Source organism: Duganella sp. GW822-FHT06D06, assembly GCF_058799615.1.
This window is the reverse complement of record NZ_JBXALQ010000013.1, coordinates 169,256-187,990: the sequence shown is the minus strand read 5'-3', so window position 1 is coordinate 187,990 and position 18,735 is coordinate 169,256. Positions and strand designations below refer to the sequence as shown.

At 67.2% G+C, this 18,735-nt stretch carries 13 protein-coding genes; 7 read left to right on the top strand and 6 right to left on the bottom strand.

Annotation, left to right across the window (positions count from 1 at the left end):
- The 5 genes from AC1RMD_RS22440 to AC1RMD_RS22420 all read left to right on the top strand — a co-directional run.
- The coding region (locus AC1RMD_RS22440) for a DUF3108 domain-containing protein (protein ID WP_492929544.1) at nucleotides 1-760 on the top strand (760 nt) is incomplete at its 5' end.
- 1 nt (nucleotide 761) lies between these two features.
- Nucleotides 762-1,532, top strand: a complete 771-nt coding sequence (locus tag AC1RMD_RS22435; protein WP_492929542.1) for a DUF3108 domain-containing protein — start codon at nucleotides 762-764, stop codon at nucleotides 1,530-1,532.
- Between the two features lie 150 nt (nucleotides 1,533-1,682).
- Nucleotides 1,683-3,038 carry a hypothetical protein gene (locus tag AC1RMD_RS22430; protein ID WP_492929540.1) on the top strand — a complete coding sequence of 452 codons (1,356 nt, stop codon included), beginning with the start codon at nucleotides 1,683-1,685 and terminating at the stop codon, nucleotides 3,036-3,038.
- Nucleotides 3,031-3,759: a hypothetical protein gene (locus AC1RMD_RS22425; RefSeq protein WP_217942358.1), complete on the top strand. Its 729-nt coding sequence runs from the start codon at nucleotides 3,031-3,033 to the stop codon at nucleotides 3,757-3,759. Before AC1RMD_RS22430 ends, AC1RMD_RS22425 begins: the two co-directional genes overlap by 8 nt.
- A 2-nt stretch (nucleotides 3,760-3,761) precedes the next feature.
- A complete protein-coding gene (locus AC1RMD_RS22420; protein WP_492929538.1) occupies nucleotides 3,762-6,593 on the top strand; it encodes an ATP-binding protein in 2,832 nt (943 codons plus the stop codon).
- A 22-nt stretch (nucleotides 6,594-6,615) separates the two neighbouring features.
- Here the strand turns inward: AC1RMD_RS22420 and AC1RMD_RS22415 are convergent, their stop codons facing one another.
- The 3 genes from AC1RMD_RS22415 to AC1RMD_RS22405 all read right to left on the bottom strand — a co-directional run bounded on the left by AC1RMD_RS22415 (nucleotide 6,616) and on the right by AC1RMD_RS22405 (nucleotide 8,008).
- Nucleotides 6,616-7,143 (bottom strand): hypothetical protein, encoded by a 528-nt coding sequence (locus tag AC1RMD_RS22415; RefSeq protein WP_492929536.1) that lies wholly within the window; start codon nucleotides 7,141-7,143, stop codon nucleotides 6,616-6,618.
- Between the two features lie 101 nt (nucleotides 7,144-7,244).
- Nucleotides 7,245-7,487, bottom strand: coding sequence for a helix-turn-helix domain-containing protein (locus tag AC1RMD_RS22410; protein WP_492929534.1), 243 nt, complete (start codon nucleotides 7,485-7,487; stop codon nucleotides 7,245-7,247).
- Nucleotides 7,487-8,008 carry a DUF2975 domain-containing protein gene (locus AC1RMD_RS22405; protein ID WP_492929532.1) on the bottom strand — a complete coding sequence of 174 codons (522 nt, stop codon included), beginning with the start codon at nucleotides 8,006-8,008 and terminating at the stop codon, nucleotides 7,487-7,489. Before AC1RMD_RS22405 ends, AC1RMD_RS22410 begins: the two co-directional genes overlap by 1 nt.
- A gap of 80 nt (nucleotides 8,009-8,088) precedes the next feature.
- Between AC1RMD_RS22405 and AC1RMD_RS22400 the strand changes: the two genes are divergently transcribed.
- Nucleotides 8,089-8,919 (top strand): alpha/beta hydrolase, encoded by an 831-nt coding sequence (locus AC1RMD_RS22400; RefSeq protein ID WP_492929530.1) that lies wholly within the window; start codon nucleotides 8,089-8,091, stop codon nucleotides 8,917-8,919.
- Nucleotide 8,920: 1 nt separating this feature from the next.
- Here the strand turns inward: AC1RMD_RS22400 and AC1RMD_RS22395 are convergent, their stop codons facing one another.
- Nucleotides 8,921-9,454: a CcdC protein domain-containing protein gene (locus AC1RMD_RS22395; protein WP_492929528.1), complete on the bottom strand. Its 534-nt coding sequence runs from the start codon at nucleotides 9,452-9,454 to the stop codon at nucleotides 8,921-8,923.
- Nucleotides 9,455-9,619: 165 nt separating this feature from the next.
- On the opposite strand from AC1RMD_RS22395, the gene AC1RMD_RS22390 reads away from it, so the two are divergent.
- The gene (locus tag AC1RMD_RS22390; RefSeq protein ID WP_492929526.1) at nucleotides 9,620-12,079 is read left to right on the top strand and encodes an alpha/beta hydrolase family protein; all 2,460 of its coding nucleotides are present in this window, start codon (nucleotides 9,620-9,622) and stop codon (nucleotides 12,077-12,079) included.
- 162 nt (nucleotides 12,080-12,241) lie between these two features.
- Here the strand turns inward: AC1RMD_RS22390 and AC1RMD_RS22385 are convergent, their stop codons facing one another.
- Entirely contained in the window at nucleotides 12,242-16,780 is a 4,539-nt protein-coding gene (locus AC1RMD_RS22385; RefSeq protein WP_492929524.1) for a translocation/assembly module TamB domain-containing protein, read from the bottom strand.
- On the bottom strand, nucleotides 16,780-18,561 hold the full coding sequence (locus tag AC1RMD_RS22380) for an autotransporter assembly complex protein TamA (protein WP_492929558.1): 1,782 nt from the start codon (nucleotides 18,559-18,561) through the stop codon (nucleotides 16,780-16,782). Before AC1RMD_RS22380 ends, AC1RMD_RS22385 begins: the two co-directional genes overlap by 1 nt.
- Nucleotides 18,562-18,735 lie beyond the last annotated feature (174 nt).

Sequence of the window (18,735 nt, the reverse complement as noted above, 5' to 3'; positions counted from 1 at the left end):
GACCGGCACGCCGCCGCCCGACAGCGGCGGCGCCACGCCGGCCGCCGCCGCGCCGGTGGAGGCGCCGCCGCAGGGCATGCGCCGCTACAAGGTCAACCTGCCGCCGTCGGCCAGCATGGACATGGACGTGGCGCGGGTCGACGCCGACGGCACCCAATGGAGCGGCTCGGCCGTCATGACCTGGCACACCGACGGCAGCAACTACCAGGCCTCGGCCGAAGCGGGCATCAGCCTGCTGATCACGCGCCTGAACGCGCTGGTGATGCGCAGCGTCGGCACCATCGACGACTACGGCATCGCGCCGAACACCAGCACGCAGAAGCGCGGCCGCCGCGCCGAGACGGCCACCCATTTCAACCGGGACGCCGGCACCATCACCTTCTCGGCCACCGAACGCAGCTACCCGCTGATGGTGGGCGCGCAGGACATGGCGACGGTGCCGTTCCAGCTGGGCGGCATCGGCCGCGCCGACCTCAACCAGTTCGGCAGCGACATCGAGATGCAGGTCGGCGACGACCGCGAAGCGACGTTGTTCCGCTTCCAGCTGGTGGGCGAGGAAGAGCTGAACACCAAGCTGGGCAAGGTGGTGACCTGGCACCTGAGCCGGCCGCCGCGTCCCGGCAGCTACTCGTCGCGGCTGGACATCTGGTTGGCGCCGGGCCTGAACTGGTACCCGGTCCAGCTGCGCAATACCGAAGCAAGCGGCGCGTTGACGACGCAAACCGTCTCCAAAATCACGATGACAGAACCCGGAAAATAATATGCATACGATTTACACCAAACGCCTGCTGGTGCTGAGCGCCGCCGTCCTGCTGAGCTGCGCGGCCCAGGCCGCCGAAGCTCCGGCGCCGGCCGGCGAGCACCCGAGCGTCAAGCGCCCGTACAGCCTGCCGCCGTCGGCCGACCTGTCGTACACCATCAAAGCCAGGCAGCACGGCTTGAGCATAGGCGGCACCGCCAGCGTGCAATGGCGCGCCGGCGACGGCAAGTACTCGGTCGCCACCGAGAGCCGCGCCGCGCTGTTCGGCAAGATCCTGGAAAACCGCAGCGAAGGCGCGATCGACGACTTCGGCCTGGCGCCGGCCAGCTTCTACGAAAAGCGCTTCCGCAAGGACCCCAACACCACCACCTTCCAGCGCGACGCCAAGAGCATCACCTTCAGCGAAGGCGACGAGAGCTACCCGATCAAGGGCGGCGAGCAGGATCGCACCAGCATCCAGTGGCAGCTGGCGGCGCAGGCGCGCGCCACGCCGGACAAGTTCAAGCCGGGCAGCGAATGGAAGTATTTCGTCGCCGGCCGCCGCGACGCCGAGGTGTGGAGCTTCAAAGTGATGAAAAATGAGGCAGTGCAGATCGGCACCGGCGAGGTCAACGCGGTCCACCTGGTCAAGGCGCCGCCGCCGGACGCGCAGGGCCAGCAGGTCGACCTGTGGCTGGCGCCGGCTATGGACTGGTACCCGGTGCGCGTGCGCTTCAACGACAACGACGGCGACTTCGTCGACCAGACGCTGGAAAAGGCCGTGAAAAAATAATATGGGGGTCAAGTCTGACATTCGGACACGAGCTCCGCTGTAGGCGCCGCCTACAGCGGAGCTCGTGTCCGAATGTCAGACTTGACCCCGGGCCTGCTATACTGACGCCCCCGCAATCCAGTCGTTGCGATGCGTACAGAATGGCAAAGAATGATAGAAATTATAACAAGTGAGCTGGATCAGCAACAGCAGCAGGATAGCCTGCAAGCCCACTTCCAGCCGAATTTTTCGGCCGACGAGATCGAGCAGGTCTACCAGCTGAAACGCGCGCAGCCGCTGCTGCAGGTGTTCACGGCGCTGTTCCACGGCGGTTTTGACGGCGTGCTGGTGCGCCTGCTGGTGCTGCGCGAGCTGGCGTCCGACGCCGCTTCGTCCACCTTCTCGCGCGCCGACATCAACACCCGCCTGGCCTACCTGCTGCCCGAGTCGCTGGAGACGGTGCTGATGCGCCTGCGCACCAACCAGCTGCTGGCCTGGGACGCGCAACAAGCCGTCTACCGCGTCACGCCGATGGCGCGCAACGTGCTGTCGGCGATCGACGGTCTGCTGACCCTCGGCAAGAACGAAGACACGGCCGACATGGGCTTCCTGCTGTCGCAGGTGGCCGGCGCCCAGGTGATGGGCGGCGTCACCGTCGACCAGTTGAACCACCTGCTGGGCCGCCTGGTCGACCTGACCGAGGAATTCTCGGACGCCATCGCCTCCGGTTCCGAGTTCCGCCTGCGCGCCTCGCAGGCCAAGTGGCACACCGCCTGCGACTGGGTCGAGAAGGGCTCCGAGATCCTGCGCGCCATCCTGTCCGATGAAAACGCCGACGGCGCCACCCACAAGGCGGCGCAGGCGATCGGCCGCGCGCAATCGGCGCTGCTCAATATGCAGGGCATGTTCTCGCGCGCGCTGAACCAGATCGAACGCCAGCGCGTCCACCTGGGCCAGTCCGGCCTGTCCACCACCGACATCAAGCGCTGGCTGCTGCTGCACGAAGACCTGGCCTCGCTGGCCGAAGGCGCGATCGACCAGCCGGTGGTGCCGCTGTTTATCACCCCGGCCGAGATGATCGACGTCGCCGAGACCGAACTGCTGCAGGACCGTGCCATCAGCGCCGTATCCAACGGCCTGCCGGCCGGCACCGACGCCCCGACCACCATCAGCGACGGCCCGCAGATGCAGCGCGAGCTGGACGACTGGCTGGCGCGCCTGTCCGACTTCGCCGCGCTGGGCAACTTCCCCAGCGTCGCCGCCGAAGGCCCGAAATCGATCCCGGTGCAGGATTCGCTGCTGCCGGCGTCGTTCGCCGTGGCCTCCTACCGCGCCTCGCTGTTGCCGCTCTTGGGCGACGCCGACGAGGCCCGCCTGCAAGGCGCCACCGCCGAACTGGCGCGCCTGCCGGTCAGCTTCACTCCAACCGACGAAATGATACAGCTGCCCGATTTGCACGTGGCGGCGATGTCCCTGGCCTCCCTCTCACTGTCTTTGAATACGGAAGGCGACAAGTCAGATGAATGACGATTCCCAAATCCTGATCGCGCGCCTGCTGACGCATCAAACCCTGCGCCGCGACGACAAACTGGTCAAGCGCGTGCTGTCGGACGAGTTGTTCCGCGCCGAAGTCGACGCCCGTCTGCTGGCCACCGGCCTCAAACTGCTGGACAACGTCTACGCCGACCACGTGACGATCGCGCTGCACCGCGCCATCGAGCCGAAGATCTTCGGCGCCCGCGACGTCTGGCAGAACAACAACTTCGGCCTGTCGCGCGACGGCGTGGCGCTGCTGGTGGTGCTGTGGGCGCAGATCATCCTGCCCAAGCGCGAGCGCCAGGAGACCCACCAGCACGCGGACGACGACCAGAACGACATGTTCGGCGTCGAGAAGCCGCTGCCGCGCGCGGAAGACACCTCGATCGGCATCGCCTACAAGGCGCTGCTGGCCGACTTCGGCGACAAGCTGGGCAAAAAGACCCGGCTGGACATGAACCTCGGCATCCTGGCCAAGCTGGGCTTCATCGAGCGCCGCGGCGACATCATCGTCGAAGGCCCGCTGCTGGACCTGATGATGGATACCGACCAGCTGAAAGAGCGCATCATCAACGGCGCGCTGGCCGACGTGTTCAAGCGTTCGCCGGCGCAGATCATCCCGGTGCCGCGCAGCGCGCCGCCGATCGCCGCCAACGACGACGAGGTGGCCGACGACGCCGCCCCCGACTCCGAACTTCCAGCCGAGGACTAAACGTGTTTCACATAAAATCATTAGAACTGGTCCACTGGGATTACTGGCAGCGCATCAAGAACATCCCGCTGGACGCCAAGATCATCACCATCGCGGGCCAGAACGGCTCCGGCAAGACCACCTTGCTGGACGCCCTGCGCACGCTGTTCGGCCTCGATTGCTCGATGGGCCGCACCTACAAGCACTACGCCCGCCACAGCGGCCAGCAGACCGCCTGGTTGCGCGCCGTGGTCGACAACAAGAACGTCGGCAAGCAGCTGTCCAACCGTCCGTTCCGCAGCTCCGGCTTCTTCAGCGACGACGAAGTGACGCTGTTCTGCCAGATCCAGAAGAACGGCGGCGACTGGAAGCGCCAGTACCTTATGCGTCCCGGCAACGTGCAGATCGAGGACATCGGCGAAGCCGGCAACGACTGGCTCGGCGTCGAGAACTACCGCAAGCGCCTGGCCAACGCCGGCCTGTCGCCGGCGATGGCGAAAGTGCTGGCGCTCGAGCAGGGCGAAACCGACAAGCTGTGCGAATACGCGCCGCGCCAGTTGCTGGACCTGGTGTTCCAGGTCTTCGGCGACAAGGAAGTGCTGGACGCCTACGACGAAGCCAAGCGCCACCAGCGCGACACCGAAATCGAACTGAAACGCTTCGAGACCGAGCTGGAAGCCTCCAAGACCAATCTGGAGGGCCTGCGCCTGCGCGTGGCCAACTACCACCAGTGGGAAGACCTGAACAAGGAACGCCGCAACCTGCAGGAAGAAGTGCTGCCGACGCTGGAGTACCACGAGGCGCGCGAGAAGCACGCCAACATCAGCCGCCAGCTGCGCGACGCCCGCAAGCCGCTGATGCAGGCCGACGCCCAGCTGACCGACAAGCGCAACGCGCTGGCCGCGCAAGCGAAGGCGCTGACCGACGCGCAGCAGCACGAGACGGTGCTGGAGCAGGAATCGACCGCGCTGCAAAACCGCCTGAACCAGATCAACGGCAAACTCAAGCCGCTCGACAGCCTGCTGGAACAGAAGGTCCGCCTGCAAAAGCTGGCCGACGACGCCGGCGGCGACCTGGCCGCGGTGGCGCAGCAGTTGCAGGAAAAGGAAATCGAACTGGCGCGCCAGCGCATGGCGCGCGACGCGGTCGCCGCCAAGATCGCCGGCGAGCTGTCGACCATCGCCGCCCTGCAGGGCAAGACCGCGATGCCGGAACCGGAAGCGCAACGCGGCATGCGCCGCGCGCTGAACGACGCCGGCATCGGCCACGCCATGCTGTCGGACATCGTCGAGGTGACGGATGCGCGCTGGCAGGGCGCGATCGAAGGCGTGCTGGGTGGCTACGCCTCCGTGGTGCTGCTGGATAAATCGTCCGATGCCTCGGCCGCCTACCGCCTGGCGGAGAAGGAGCGCTATCGCCACTTCATCGTGCCGGACCTGGTGCACGCGCCGACCGTCAAGGACGACTCGCTGATGTCGGTGGTGAAGTTCTCGGCCAAGGTTCCGTCCTGGCTGGTGGAGCAGCTGTCGCGCATCACCCGCGTGGACACCGTGGACGCCGGCGCCAAGCTCGGTAGCCACGACGAGTGGATCACGCCGGACGCCTACCACCGCGAACGCCGCGGCGGCCGCTCGCTGTTCGTGGAAGCTTCGCGCTACCGCTTCGGCTCCGCCGGCCGCACCCAGCGTATGGAAGCGATCCAGAAATCGCTGCCGGCGCTGGAGGCGCAGGAAGATGGACTGACCTTGATCGTGTCCAAGCTGGCGACCGAAATCAGCACGCTGAAATCGCGCCTGGCCGGTGTGGACGCCGCCAAGGAACTGGCCGCGCGCCAGGAGGAATTCGACGAGGCGGCGCGCAACGCCGTGCCGTTGAAGGAAGAACGCACCGAAGTCGGCTCCCGCCTGGGCGAGCTGCAAACGCTGATCAAGAATGCCGTCGTCACGCGCACCCGCGCCGACACGACGTGGCAGAACGCGCGCTTTGCCTTGTCGGAGTCGGAAGCCGGTCTGCGCCTGAACAACAAGCGCCAGATCGAGCAGCGTTCCGACCACGCGCGCGCCTTGCTCACGCTGCGCAAGGCCTGGCGCCACCTGCCGAAGAGCTGGCGTCGTCCGGACCGCCGCACGCGCCTGGTCAACGAGCACCAGAACTCGCACCAGGTGGTGTTGCGGGTGCACTCGCTGGAGGCCAGCCTGGCCCGCAGCGACTGGGAGCTGGACGCCACCGTGATCGACCAGTACCAGCGCCTGAACGACCAGCTGCACGGCCGCCAGTCGGAGACCGAGGAGCGCCGCTACCAGAACAACCGCGCCATCGAGGCCACCGGCAACGCCCGCGGCGCCTACATGGAGCGGCTGCGCTACACCATCAAGACCTACTCCAAGAACATCAAGGAGCTGGGCGAGCTGGCGGGCATCGAGGTGCACTCCGATCCGGTGCGCCTGGAGAACGACGATACGCTGCTGTCGCAGGCCGGCCTGCACGTGCGCTTCAAGTTCGACGGCAAGGGCATCATCGGCATGAACGACGGCGAAGCGTCCGGCGGCCAGCAGGTGATGAAATCGCTGGTGCTGCTGATTGGTTTGCTGAAGTCGGAAGATGGTTCCGGCGGCTTCGTGTTCATCGACGAACCGTTTGCCCACCTGGATATCCGTAACATCCAGCTGGTCGGCGAGTTCCTGAAGAACACCGACGCCCAGTACCTGATGACGACGCCGCTGACGCACAACACCGACGTCTACGATCCTTCGGAACTGACGCTTATCACGAGCAAAAAGAAGAAGGATACGGAGTGGGCGCAGCCCATCTTCGTGTTGCAACGCCGTCCGGTGGAAGCGGCGAAGGTGGCCTGAGTCCGAGCCTGAGCGTTCGCGCTCAGGCCTGGGCCGGCCGCCCGTCGAGCAGCTGGTCCAGCTGTTCGGCCAGGGTGGCGGCGGCGAAGTTGCCCTTGGCTCTTTGCACCGCGTCCAGGTAGGGCATGCGCAGTTCGCGCAGTTCTTCGACCGAGCTGGCTTTCTCCACCTTCAGCTGCAAGGTGAAGCCGCGCAGGCCTATCGTGCTCTTGATGGTCTTGTTATAAAACTCGTACAGCGCCTTGAATTGACTGGCCTGTGCGAGCGCCACCGGGGCCGGGGCAGCTGGCGCGGGAACCGGGTCGGCAACCGGCGGCGCCACCGCCATCGTTGCATAGCTGGTTGATAGCACGATGAGTCCCTCCTCCAGCAGTTCGTTCAGGGCGTTGATGGTTAATCCCAACCCCGCCACATTGCGCAGCAATTCCTCTTCCGTACGACGGCCGTCGATCAATACCAGCAGGCTGCGAAGACGTGGTGCGAGCCGGTACTGGCGCGTCGCGATCTCGTCCCGGCCCTTGGCGGTCTTGTCGTAAATCGAAGTATTCATGAAAGTGCAAATTAGTTGCCCTGTGGATACTCTCAGAATACCACCAAACCTTCTCCACACAGCAGGAAATACGATAGCACTGTCGTTAAAAAGACGTCGCCTTATAGAAGTTCGCCGGCGTCGGCGCCGCTGTCGCCGTCGTCCTGGACCCAGGTCAGGATGTCGCCGGGCTGGCAGGCCAGCCGCTCGCAGATCTTCTCCAGCGTGGAAAAGCGCATGCCCTTCACCTTGCCGGACTTGAGCAGCGACAGATTCTGCTCGGTGATGCCGACATAGGCCGCCAGTTCGCGCGACTTGACCTTGCGCTTGGCCAGCATCAGATCGAGGTTGATCAGGATCGCCATCAGACAAAGCCCTCGTTCTCTTCGCGCAGGCGGCGGCCTTCCTGCATCAACCGTGTGATCAGGTAGAACATGCCGCACACCAGTATCAGCATCAGCTGCTCGGAATTGACGCCGATGGCGAAGTGCTGGCCGCCGTTGCCGGTCATGCGCAGCGCCAGCGTGCGCACCGGCAGTTCGACGATGGACAGCAGCGTCGAAAGCAGGGTGGCGCCGGCGAAGGCGCGCAGGTGGCCGATCGACTGCGCCGTGAACAGGTCCTGGCGGCGGAAGTTGAGCAGCAGCCGGTCCAGCCGCCACAGTCCATAGAACAGCACCAGGGTGATGGGCAGCGCCAGGGCCGCGCCGATCATGCGCTGGGCCGGCGTCAAGGCCAGCTTGGCGCCGAAGGGCATGCCGATGGCCGTCATGTCGATGGTCATGGCGCCGATGCTGGGCGCGTAGGTGGTCCAGGCCAGCACAAAGAAGGCCGCTTGCACGGCAACGCACAACCACAGCAGCGCGCGGATCAGGGTGATTTTCATATTTATCGTAATACAGTAAAAAATTATCGTTTTACATTAAAACTTTGTTGTTATATATTGTACATTCACTGGAGATAATCATGAAACTCATATTGGTACTAATGGTGGCGATGTTGTCGGGTTGCGCGGTGCAGATCGGCGAGGGCAGTGTGGTGCGGCCCGACCGCGCGGGCCAGGCCAGGCCTGCGGGCCAGGTCGGCGACGGCGGCGGCGCCTACAAACTGGCGCCCCTGACGCTGGCGGCGGACGATGCGCAACTCAATGGCGTGACGGCCAGCGGCGACGGCAACGCGCTAACGGTGCTGTACTTCGGCGGCAACGGCTTCCACCTGGATGAACATGGCGACCATGTGCTGGCCGCCGTCGGCCCATGTCGCGCGGACGTGGTGATGATCGATTATCGCGGCTACGGCCGCAGCACCGGCGTGCCGACCATCGCCACCATGAAGGCCGACGCGCTGCGCCAGTTCGACCTGGTCAACGCCCAGGCGCCGGGCCGGGTGATCGTGCACGGGCAGTCGCTGGGCAGCTTCATCGCCGCCTACGTGGCGCAGCAGCGGCCGGCCGTGCGCGGGCTGATACTGGAATCGACCACCACCAACGCGCGCGACTGGGCCAATAACATGCTGCCCTGGTATGCGTGGCCGTTCGTGCGGGTGGAGCTGAGCGAGTCGCTCAAGGGGATAGACAACGTGGCGGCCGCCTCGGGCTTCGCCGGGCCGGCGCTGGTACTGGAGGGCAGCGACGACAAGGTGACGCCGCCGCGCCTGGCGCGCCAGGTCTACGACGCCCTGCCGACGCAATCCAAGCGCATGGTGATGGCGCCGGACGCCGGCCACAATGGCGTGCTGTCCAGCGCCGCGGTGCGGCCGGCCTACTGCGAGTTCGTGCGGCAGCTGGCGGCTAAATAGTTTATTTGATATCGAAGATGTCGATCGGGCGCGGCACCGGCTTGGTGGCGCGGCGCCAGCGTAGCAGCAGCAGGTGGTAGCAGCCCCAGAAGCCGGCGGCCAGGCCGAACACCACGGCCGTCAGCGGATGGCCGACGAAGTCCGGGTCCAGCGGCATCTGGTTGTGCATGTGCAGGTAGGCTTCGAACAGGCGGTAGATCAGGCGGCCGACGAACAGCATCGTCACCAGCAGGCCGAAACGGCGGTTCTGCGTGTAGAAGAAGCCTTCGGCCGTGTTTTGCAGGCGCGTCAGCTTCATGTTGCGCTGGCCCAGCGCGGCGCCGACGGCGGCGCCGACCAGCAGCGCGGCGAGCGCCTGCCATTTTCCGACCAGGACCACGGCCAGCACGGCCAGGGCTACGCCCGCCAGCGCCGCGTAGGTGGCGTGGCGCCACAGTTCGGACTTGTTGCGGCCCATCATGCGTTTCAGGCGCGAGTAGATGCGCCAGATGGCCAGCGGCACCAGCAGCAACAAGACGATAGTAGGCATATCCATAAGCGATTCCAACGGCGTGATTCGAAGAACCGCGATTGTACGCCAACCGGCCGCCGCGCCACAGCGTTACAGATTGTCACGCATTATCCGGCAGTGATTGACAATCCCGGCTAGCATAAGCAAACTGGACCGCAGCAGCCTCGCTTCTGGACCGAAAGGATATCCATGAACAAACCGTTAACCTTGCTGCCCCCGAATCTGGGATTGATGGCCGCCTCGCCGCAGGCCGGCGCGCAGGAGGGTGGTTACCGCCTGCCGCCTTCCGCCCTGCTCGACATCGTCGATGCGCCGCGCGCGCCGGCGCTCAGCCTGAGCCCCCAACGCAACCTGGTCGCCGTGGTGCAAACGCCGCCGCTGCCGGGCATCGCCGAAGTGGCGCAGCCGGAGCTCAAGCTGGCCGGCCTGCGCATCAACCCGCGCACCTGTTCCTCCTCCCGCTTCTCGTTCGGCACCGACCTCGCTCTGCTCGATATCGCCACCCAGAAGGAAAGCCGCATCCGCGGGCTGCCGCGCGCGCTGCGCCTGGCGGACCTGGCCTGGTCGCCGGACCAGCGCTACCTGGCGTTCTCGCACGTGGCCTACAAGGGCGAGCGCGGCGCGGTGGAGCTGTGGCTGGTCGATATCGCCGCCCGCAAGGCCAAGCGCTTGTCGGCGCAGCCGCTGTCGGCGGTGCTCACGCGCGGCTTCAACTGGCTGCCGGACAGCAGCGGCCTGCTGGCGCACTGGCGTCCGGCCGGCATCGGCAAGGCGCCGCAGTCGGATGGCGTGCCCTCCGGCCCGATCCAGCAGGACAGCGAACCCGGTGGCGCCATGCGCCAGCTGCGCACCTACCAGGACCTGCTGAAGAACGAGGACGACGCGCGCCTGTTCGAGTACTACATCACCGTGCAGATGGTGCTGCTGGACCTGCACGGCAAGCCGCGCATGATCGGCGCGCCGGGCCAGTTCTCGCGCACCTCGATCGCGCCGGGCGGCCAGTACCTGCTGACCCAAAGCGTGACGCGGCCGTACTCCTACATCGTGCCGGCATCGAGCTTCGGCGAGCGGGTCGACGTGCGGGACCTGAACGGCGACGTGCTGCACACGGTGACCACGCTGCCGCTGGAGGAAGGCCTGCCGCAGGGGAATGACGCGGTGTCCGAAGGCGTGCGCCATGTGTCGTGGCGGGCCGACGTGCCGGCCACGCTGGTGTGGACCGAGGCCCAGGACGGCGGCGATCCGGCGCGTCCGGTGATCGACAACATCCGCGACCTGGTCTACCTGCACGCGGCGCCGTTCCGCGAACCGCCGCTGGTGCTGGCGCGGCTGACGATGCGCTACGCCGGCATCGCCTGGGGGCGCGGCGATGTCGCGCTGATCAACGAGCGCTGGCACAAGACGCGCGACTACAAGCAGTGGATGATCGAGCCCGAACACCTGTCCTCGCCGCCGGAGCTGATCTACGCCGGTTCGTACGAGGACCGCTACAACAGTCCCGGTTCGCCGGTGATGCGGGCCGACGCCAGCGGCTTCCCGCGCCTGCTGATCGGCCCCGGCACCACGGTGCTGCTGGACGGCGCCGGCGCCACGCCGGAAGGCGACCGTCCCTTCATCGACCGTCTGAGCCTGACCACCAGGCAGAAAGTGCGGCTGTTCCAGAGCACCGCGCCGTATTTCGAAAACGTGGCGGCGGTGCTGAACGACGAAGGCACGCTGCTGCTGACGACGCGCGAATCGCCGACCGAGCGGCCCAACTACTACCTGCGCGACCTGACCAAGCCGGAGGACGCGCAGTTGACGGCGCTGACCAACTATCCGCATCCGACCCCGCAGCTGAAGGATGTGCGCAAGGAGCAGATCCGCTATCCGCGCAACGACGGCGTCGAGCTGACGGCCACGCTGATGCTGCCGTCCGGCTACGACGCCGGCCGCGACGGCCCGTTGCCGTTGCTGATGTGGGCCTATCCGCAGGAATTCAAATCGGCCGGCGCGGCCAGCCAGACCACCGGTTCGCCGTATCGTTTCAACGCGGTCAGCTACTGGGGGCCGGCGGCCTTCCTGGCGATGGGTTACGCGGTGCTGGACAATCCATCCTTCCCCATCATCGGCGCCGGCGAAGAGGAGCCGAACGACAGCTACCTGCCGCAGCTGGTGGCGGACGCGCAGGCGGCGGTGGACGAGGTGGTGCGGCGCGGCGTGGCCGACCGTCACCGCATCGCCATCGGCGGCCATTCGTATGGCGCCTTCATGACCGGCAACCTGCTGGCGCACACGCGTTTGTTCCGCGCCGGGATAGCGCGCAGCGGCGCCTACAACCGCACGCTGACGCCGTTCGGCTTCCAGTCCGAGGAGCGGCCGTTCTGGCAGGCGCAGGAGGTGTACCAGGCCATGTCGCCGTTCAATAACGCCGACAAGATCAAGGATGCGATGCTGCTGATCCACGGCGCCGAGGACAGCAACACCGGCACCTTCCCCTTGCAGAGCGAGCGCATGTTCCAGGCCATCAAAGGCCTGGGCGGCACGGCGCGGCTGGTGATGCTGCCGAACGAATCGCACGCCTACCGCGCGCGCGAGTCGATCCTGCACATGCTGTACGAAACCAATGCGTGGCTGGATAAATACGTCAAGCACGCGCAACCGGGGTAGGGCGGCGTAGAATGGGGGATCGTGTCAGCTCAAGGAGTATCGACCATGCACTATGTACACCGCGCCCCCGATCCCGTGCCGGTGGATGATCCGGCGCCGCCGGCCATCCCCCATCCCGTGCCGCAGGACGACCCGGTGCCGGACCACAACCCGAGCTAAGGCTTAATCGAAGGCCCAGGTGTAGAGCACGTCCAGCGCGTTGTTGGTGCCGGTCTGGAATTGCAGCGAGATGCGCGGGTTCAGCTTGTATTTGAGCTTGACCAGGCTGGTCGCCGTGCCCGCGCCCTGTTCAAAGCTCAGGTAGGCGCGCGACGACAGGCGCTTGCCCACCGTGACCACCGTGGACTGCAAGCCGGTGGCCGCGCCGGCCGAGGCGCCGGCCGCCTGGCTCACGCCCAGTTCATCCACTCCCAATGCATTGGCCAGCTTGCCCTGGCCGCCGCCGAACAGCGCGCCCGCCGCGGCGCTGAGCAGCGCCATGTCGTTGCCGGCGGTGTTGTCGATGCCGTGGCCCAGCACCAGCCAGGCCAGCTTGTCGCTGTCCGACACGGCCGGCGTCGACACCAGCTTGGCCACCGGCGCCAGCGCCGTGCCGCGCACTTCCACGCCCGCTTCCACATTGGTCTCGCTGAGCGCTTCGCCTTCCGGTCCACGGCGCACGGCCAGGATGTTCAGGCCGGGGTTGTCGTAGGCGCCGGTGAAGTTGATCACGCCGCGGTCGATCGCCAGTTTCTGCCCGTAGGCCGCGTAGGTGCCGCGTTCCACCCGGATGCTGCCGGTCACGCGCGGCGGCCGGCGGTCCGCCACGCGGATGCGCAGCGTGCCCGCCAGTTGCGCGTCCAGGCCCTTGCCTTTGAGCTTGAAGGCGTCGCCCAGGTCGGCCTCGAGGTCGATGCTGAGCGGCTGGCCTTGCGGCGTCTTGACCGGCGCCGCGCCCTTGCCGATGATGACCACGTCGTCGCTGAGCGTCGGCGTGTTCTCGCCGGCCAGTTCGATGTTGGCGCGGTCGGCGCGGAACTTGCCGTCCAGCTGGAAGCGCTTGGCGTCGCGTATCAGCGTGCTCTGGCCGCTGATGACCAGGATGCGGTCGGGCCGCGCCAGCACTTCCAGCTTGTCGGCGCTGAGCTTGAGGTTCATGGTGGCTTCGTTGCCGGCGTAGCGTATCCAGCCGTCGGCCTGGGCGTGGCCCTCGGCGCCGTCGAAGGCCAGCTTTTGCAGCTGCAGCTGGTCGCCGGCCAGGCGCGCCTGCAACTGGCCGTTGCGCAGCTTGATGCCCTGGTCCACCCAGTTCAGCACCAGCTTGTCGCCGCTGATGTCGCCGTTCAGTTGCGGCGCGCCCAAGGTGCCGCTGCCGGTGACGGCCAGCTTCAGCGCGCCGTCGATTTCCAGCCCGGGCTGGCCGGCCAGCGGCGCCAGCCAGGCCAGCGATCCCATGTTGGCGGTGCCGCTCAGCGTGATGGCGCTGCCCTCGGCCAGGCGGCCTTCGTGCAGCTGGGCGGTGGCGTCGATGCGGGCCTGGCCGGCGCGGCTGCCGTCCAGGTTCAGTTGCAGGTGCAGCGTGCCGTCGTTGACGTCGACCCGGCCGTCCAGCGTGCGCAGGCCGAGCGGCTGCGGCAGGTCGGCGCCGGTGATGGTCAGGTCGCCCTGTTCGCGGTACACGTGCAGCATGCCGCCGAGGGCCGGCGGGCTGCCCTTGCTGGCCGCCTGCAGGTTCATGCTCCATTCCGCGCCGACCGTCATGTTGCTGCGGACATTGTCGCGCCAGGCGTCGGAGAGCTGGGCCAGGTAGTTGACCGGCACGCCGGCCGCCAGGCCTTTGCTGCGCCAGGCGGGGCCGGTTTTTTCCAGGCTGTCGATGCGGATGCTGCCGTCGGGGAGCTTGATGGTGGCGCCGCCCAGGGCGATCTGCTCCGGGTGCAGCAGGCCGGCCACGCCGCTGCCGGCCGGCGCGGTCAGCTTCAGCGGCGCCGGCGCGGCCAGCGTCAAGGCGAAGCGGCCGCGGTTTTGCAGCGTGTCGACGGCGCCGGTCCAGCTGTCGTTGGCCCAGCCGCCCTTGACGCGCACGGCGGCGTCGAAGTCGGCGTTGCTGGCGCTGACCTGCAGCGTGTGGCTGCTGCGGCTGCCGCTGGTTTGCAGGCGCGCCTTGTCCAGCGTCAGGGCAGGGGAGACGTAGCGGGTGATCTCGATGTCGCTGACCAGCGGGACGTCGGCGTAGCTGTCGCTGTCGGCGCCCCGGCGTGCCGCGCTGGCGCGCGGCCTGGCGTCCGGCGCCGTGCGGCGGCTCTGCGCCGTCGCAGCGGTGGTGGCGGTGCTGGCGGTTGGTGCGCCGGCCGCCATCGCGACGGTGCTGCCCAGCGTGGCGCTGCCGCGTATGGCGCCGATCTGCTGCTGGCCCGGGGCGCGCAGGTTGGCGCCGTCCAGCGTGAGCGCCAGCGCTGGTTTCGCGCTGGTGCCGGACAGGGTGCCGCTGGCGCGCAGCGTGCCGCCGAACTGCGGCCCCAGCGCGGCCAGTTGCGGCGCGTTGAGTTTCCAATCCAGCTTGTCGAGCGCGCTGCCGAAGCTGCCCTTCGCTTGCAGGCTGTTGGAGGCCAGCCGCAGGTCGATGTCGGCGTTGCCGATGCTGTTCTTGTCGGCGCTCAGTTTCGCGTAGCCGCTCAGGGGCGCGTTGGCGAAGGTGGACGGTTGCAGCGTCAGGTTCAAGCCTGCGCGCCAGTCGCTCGCCAGCCGCGCGTCGGCCGTGAAGGTGGCGTTGACGGCGCCGGCCTGCGCCGCGCCGAAGGCGGCGGGATTGAGGCGCTGTATGGTGCCGTTCATTTTCAGCTCGGGTGTCTTCTGCGGCCCGGCCAGTGCGACGTCGCCGGCGGCGTGGATCAGGCTATCCGGCGCCGGGCGTTTGGCGGAGGCCAGGCCCAGGCCCTTGGCGTCGGCTTCGAAGCTGGTGCGCGGCGTTTCCATGCTGCCGCTGACGATGCCGCTGGCGTTGACCGCGCCGATCAAGTCGGCGGCCACCGCCGACAATTGGCGGGCGTCGATCTTCCAGCGCAGTTGTTCGCCCGGGGCGCCGAAGCTGCCGCTGATGTCGGCGCTGTTTTGCGCCATCGCCAGGTGGGCGTCGACGCCGCTGATGTGCTTGGCATCGGCATTCAGCTTGCCGTTGCCGGACAGGGTTTGGCCCGCCAGCTTGCTGGCCTTGAGGTCGAAGCTGGCCGCGACCTGCCATGCGGGGACGACGTGGCCGCTGGCATTGAGGTCGGCATTGAGGTCGGCGATCGGATAGCCGGCGCCCAGCGCGGACGGGTCGAAGTGCTCGGCGCGCAGCTTGGCGCTGAATGCCTGCTGGTCTTTCAGGCTGGCCTGGCCGGTGGCGCTGATGCTGCCTTTCTTCGCCAGCAGGCGCGCCTGGTGCAGTTGCAGCACGGCGTCCGCCAGCGTGGCCTGCAGGTCGAGGCGCAGGCCGTCCTGCGACAGCCTGGCGTCCAGCGTCTGCTTGGTCGGCGTGCTGGCCAGCGTGATGTCACCGGCGACGCTGGTTTTGTCGATGCCGCTGTGGATGTTCTTCAGGTCCAGGCGGTCGGTGTGCAGCGTGAACTGCGCGGCGTCGATGCCGGCTTGCGGGGCGCTGCGCTTGACGTGGCCGCCGCCGGTGAAGCGTCCCGCCGCGCCCAGGTCGAGCAGCACGTTTTCCAGCGTGGAGGCGGTCAGCGTGCCGGCCAGTTTGCCGTTGAAGGCTTGCAGCGGCAAGCCTTGCTGGTCGAGCGGGGCGGCCTTGTCCTGGTTCAGCAGGGCGAATTGGCCGGACAGTTTCTGCTCCGCCGTGATGGCGATGCTGGCTTTGAGGCTGAACTTGGCCAGCGGCCAGCCGGGATTGAAGCCGGCCGGATTGAGATCGCGGCCGTTCAGGTCCAGCGTGCGCAGGATGATGGGATCGAACGGCGCCAGCGCCACATTGGCGTTGCCGCTGGCGCCATTGGCGCTGCCCTGCGCCTTCAAGGTCATCAAGGCCAGGTTGCCGCCGGCTTCCAGCGACAGCTGTGCGGCGCCGGCGTTGGCGGTGGTGTTGACGGAAGCCTGCGCCAGCGAGGCCTTGCCTTGCAGCGCGAACGGCTTGTTGGCGCCTATGGTCAGGTCGACCCTGGCGTCGCCGAACGCGGTGTGTGCGCTGGCGTCTTCCAGGTGCCAGCTGCTTTTGTCGCCGTACAGCTTGAAGCGCAGGCGTTCGATCACGTTGCTGCCGGCGGCGCTGGTCAGGGTCAGCTTGTCGAGCCGCGCGTCGGCCAGGTTGAGGCGGAACGGCGCGGCCAGCGATTCCGGCAGCTTGGCCGGTTCGGACGGGCCCAGGCTTTGCACCGTCAGCGCGGCCACATGCAGCTCGCTGATCGACAGGCCTTCCGAAAAATACTGCAACGGCGACCAGTTGATGTCGATGTTGTCGGCCGTGATGACGCTGTCCTTGCTGCGGTAGACCAGCCGTCCGATATGCATGCGGTGGTACAGCGATCCGCTCACGCCGCTGACGGCGACCTGTCCGCCGCTGGCGTTGGCGATGCGCTGCACCAGCTGCTGCAAGGTCGATTCGCGGCCCAGCAGCCAGAAGGCGCCGGCCAGCAGCGCCGCCAGCACGGCCAGCGAAATCAGCACGCGCTGCGGCCAGCGGCGGCGCGCGGGCGCGGCCGGTGTTTGCTTGTCTTGGTTGTCGGCCATCAGAAAGTGAATCCCAGCGAGAAGTGCAATCGATATTTGCGTACCGCGTGGCCGTAGGCGACGTCGACGTTGATCGGGCCGACGGGACTCTTCCAGCGGCCGCCGGCGCCGTAGCCGGATTTCGGATGCAGCCCGTTGACAGTGTCGCCGGCGTTGCCGGCGTCGTAGAACAGCGCCGCGCCATACGCGGGCTTGAACCAGTATTGGAATTCGGCGCTGCCGGTGGCCAGATAGCGGCCGCCGGTGATGGCGGCGCCTTCGTGTACGCCCAGCTCCTGGAAGGCGTAGCCGCGCACCGACTGGTCGCCGCCGGCGCGGAACAGGTACACGGCCGGCACGCCGTTCTTGTCGCGCGAGGCCAGCGCGCCGAGCTCACCGCGCAGTATCAAGTTGGTGCTGGCGCTCAGCGGCCGGTACCACACGGTGCGCGCGTAGCCGCGCACGAAGGCCCGGTCGGTCAGGATCGGCAGCAGCGCGCCGCCCAGCTGCGCGTTGAGCGCGTAGCCCTTGGTCGGGAACAGCAGGTTGTCCAGCTTGCGCCAGGTGACGCCGTAGGTCAGCGGCAAACTCTTGCTGGTGCTGGACGGGACGCCGTCGAGGGTCTTGGTCTCGGTCAGCAGCTCCAGCGAAAAGCTGCGCTCCAGCAGCGGCGTGCCCCAGGCCCGCTTGCCGGCCACGCTGGCCACGCTGGTGACTTCGCCGGAAATGTCGCTGCGCTCGAACGAGGCGCCAAAGCTGTCGTTGTAGCCGTCCGCCGTGGTGGGGAAGTAGAAGTCGCTGCGCGCGGTCTGCTTCTTGGTCTCCAGCGTCAGCGCGCTTTTCATGCGCAGGCCGAACACCGACAGGTCGTCGTAGCTCAGCGAGGCGCGGTTGCCGGTGTTGGTGCTGAAACCCAGGCCGGCGCTGACGTTGCGGCGCTTGTTCTCGCTCACGCGCACCAGCAGCGGCAGCGGCGCCATCGCCGCGTCGGCGTTCTGCGCCGGGGTGGCGGCGCCCGCTTCCAGCTGCTCGTTGAGGACCGCGCCCATGTCGGCGCTCACTTCCACACTGCTGAAGTAGCCGGTGTCCTGCAGGCGCGATTGGTAGGACTGCAGCGCGGCTTCGCTGTAGTAGTCGCCGGGATGGATCTGGTTCAGGTTGCGGATGATGGCGGACGGGTAGCGCTTCAGGCCTTCGATGCGCAATTCGCCGAAGCGCAGCTCCGGGCCGCTGTCGAGCACCACCCGCAGCGCGGCCAGGTGGTTGTCCGGGTCCACGGTGGCCTGGCTGTCGGCCAGCTGCGCGCGCGGGTAGCGTGTCTGCACCACCTGGCGCAGCAGGCCGCGCTTGGCCTGTTCCCAGTCGGTCTGGCGGAACACCTGACCTTTTTTCAGCGTCCAGCCGGCCTTCAGCGCGGCGGTGTCGAACTGCTGGTCGGCGGCCAGGCCGGGCACGGGCGCGAAGCCTTGCAGCACCAGGTCGATTTCGCCGACCCGCACCGGCTCGCCCGGCTGCACGCTGAGCTCGACCCTGGGCGGGTCGCCGTCGCGGTCGAGGCGGGCGCTCACCAGCGGCGAGTAGTAGCCGTCGGTGGCCACCAGCGTCTTGACCTGGGCCGGCGCGGCGCGCACCAGCCGCACCAGCTGTTCGCGGTCCATGCGCGGGTTGCCGCGAAAACGCACCAGGTCAAGGTTTTGCTCCAGCAGTTCCTGCAGCGGGCCGGGGGCGTCGATGTGGACGTCGTATTTCAGGCCTTGCGCGGCGGCGGACGGCGCGACGATGGCCAGGACGCCGGCCGACATGCCCGCTATGGCGAGGCGGCCGGATACTTTTGTCACAACTTGTGCCAAAATTCGTGATCCTGCCAATATTTTTGCTGGCGATGCCGGTAACATGAGACTCCATCTGGGTGTACGCTGGTTGCCATGTTACCGGATTGCCCTAAAAGATGGCGTACTTATAACGTTGCAACGCCT

Bases quoted from the DNA above. Each gene is read 5' to 3' on its own strand.
- AC1RMD_RS22390 (WP_492929526.1), top strand. From the start codon at position 9,620: ATGAACAAACCGTTAACCTTGCTGCCCCCGAATCTGGGATTGATGGCC.
- AC1RMD_RS22415 (WP_492929536.1), bottom strand. From the start codon at position 7,143: ATGAATACTTCGATTTACGACAAGACCGCCAAGGGCCGGGACGAGATC.
- AC1RMD_RS22425 (WP_217942358.1), top strand. From the start codon at position 3,031: ATGAATGACGATTCCCAAATCCTGATCGCGCGCCTGCTGACGCATCAA.
- AC1RMD_RS22435 (WP_492929542.1), top strand. From the start codon at position 762: ATGCATACGATTTACACCAAACGCCTGCTGGTGCTGAGCGCCGCCGTC.
- AC1RMD_RS22430 (WP_492929540.1), top strand. From the start codon at position 1,683: ATGATAGAAATTATAACAAGTGAGCTGGATCAGCAACAGCAGCAGGAT.
- AC1RMD_RS22395 (WP_492929528.1), bottom strand. From the start codon at position 9,454: ATGGATATGCCTACTATCGTCTTGTTGCTGCTGGTGCCGCTGGCCATC.
- AC1RMD_RS22380 (WP_492929558.1), bottom strand. From the start codon at position 18,561: ATGTCGGCCGGCGTCCTGGCCATCGTCGCGCCGTCCGCCGCCGCGCAA.
- AC1RMD_RS22405 (WP_492929532.1), bottom strand. From the start codon at position 8,008: ATGAAAATCACCCTGATCCGCGCGCTGCTGTGGTTGTGCGTTGCCGTG.
- AC1RMD_RS22385 (WP_492929524.1), bottom strand. From the start codon at position 16,780: ATGGCCGACAACCAAGACAAGCAAACACCGGCCGCGCCCGCGCGCCGC.
- AC1RMD_RS22410 (WP_492929534.1), bottom strand. From the start codon at position 7,487: ATGGCGATCCTGATCAACCTCGATCTGATGCTGGCCAAGCGCAAGGTC.
- AC1RMD_RS22400 (WP_492929530.1), top strand. From the start codon at position 8,089: ATGAAACTCATATTGGTACTAATGGTGGCGATGTTGTCGGGTTGCGCG.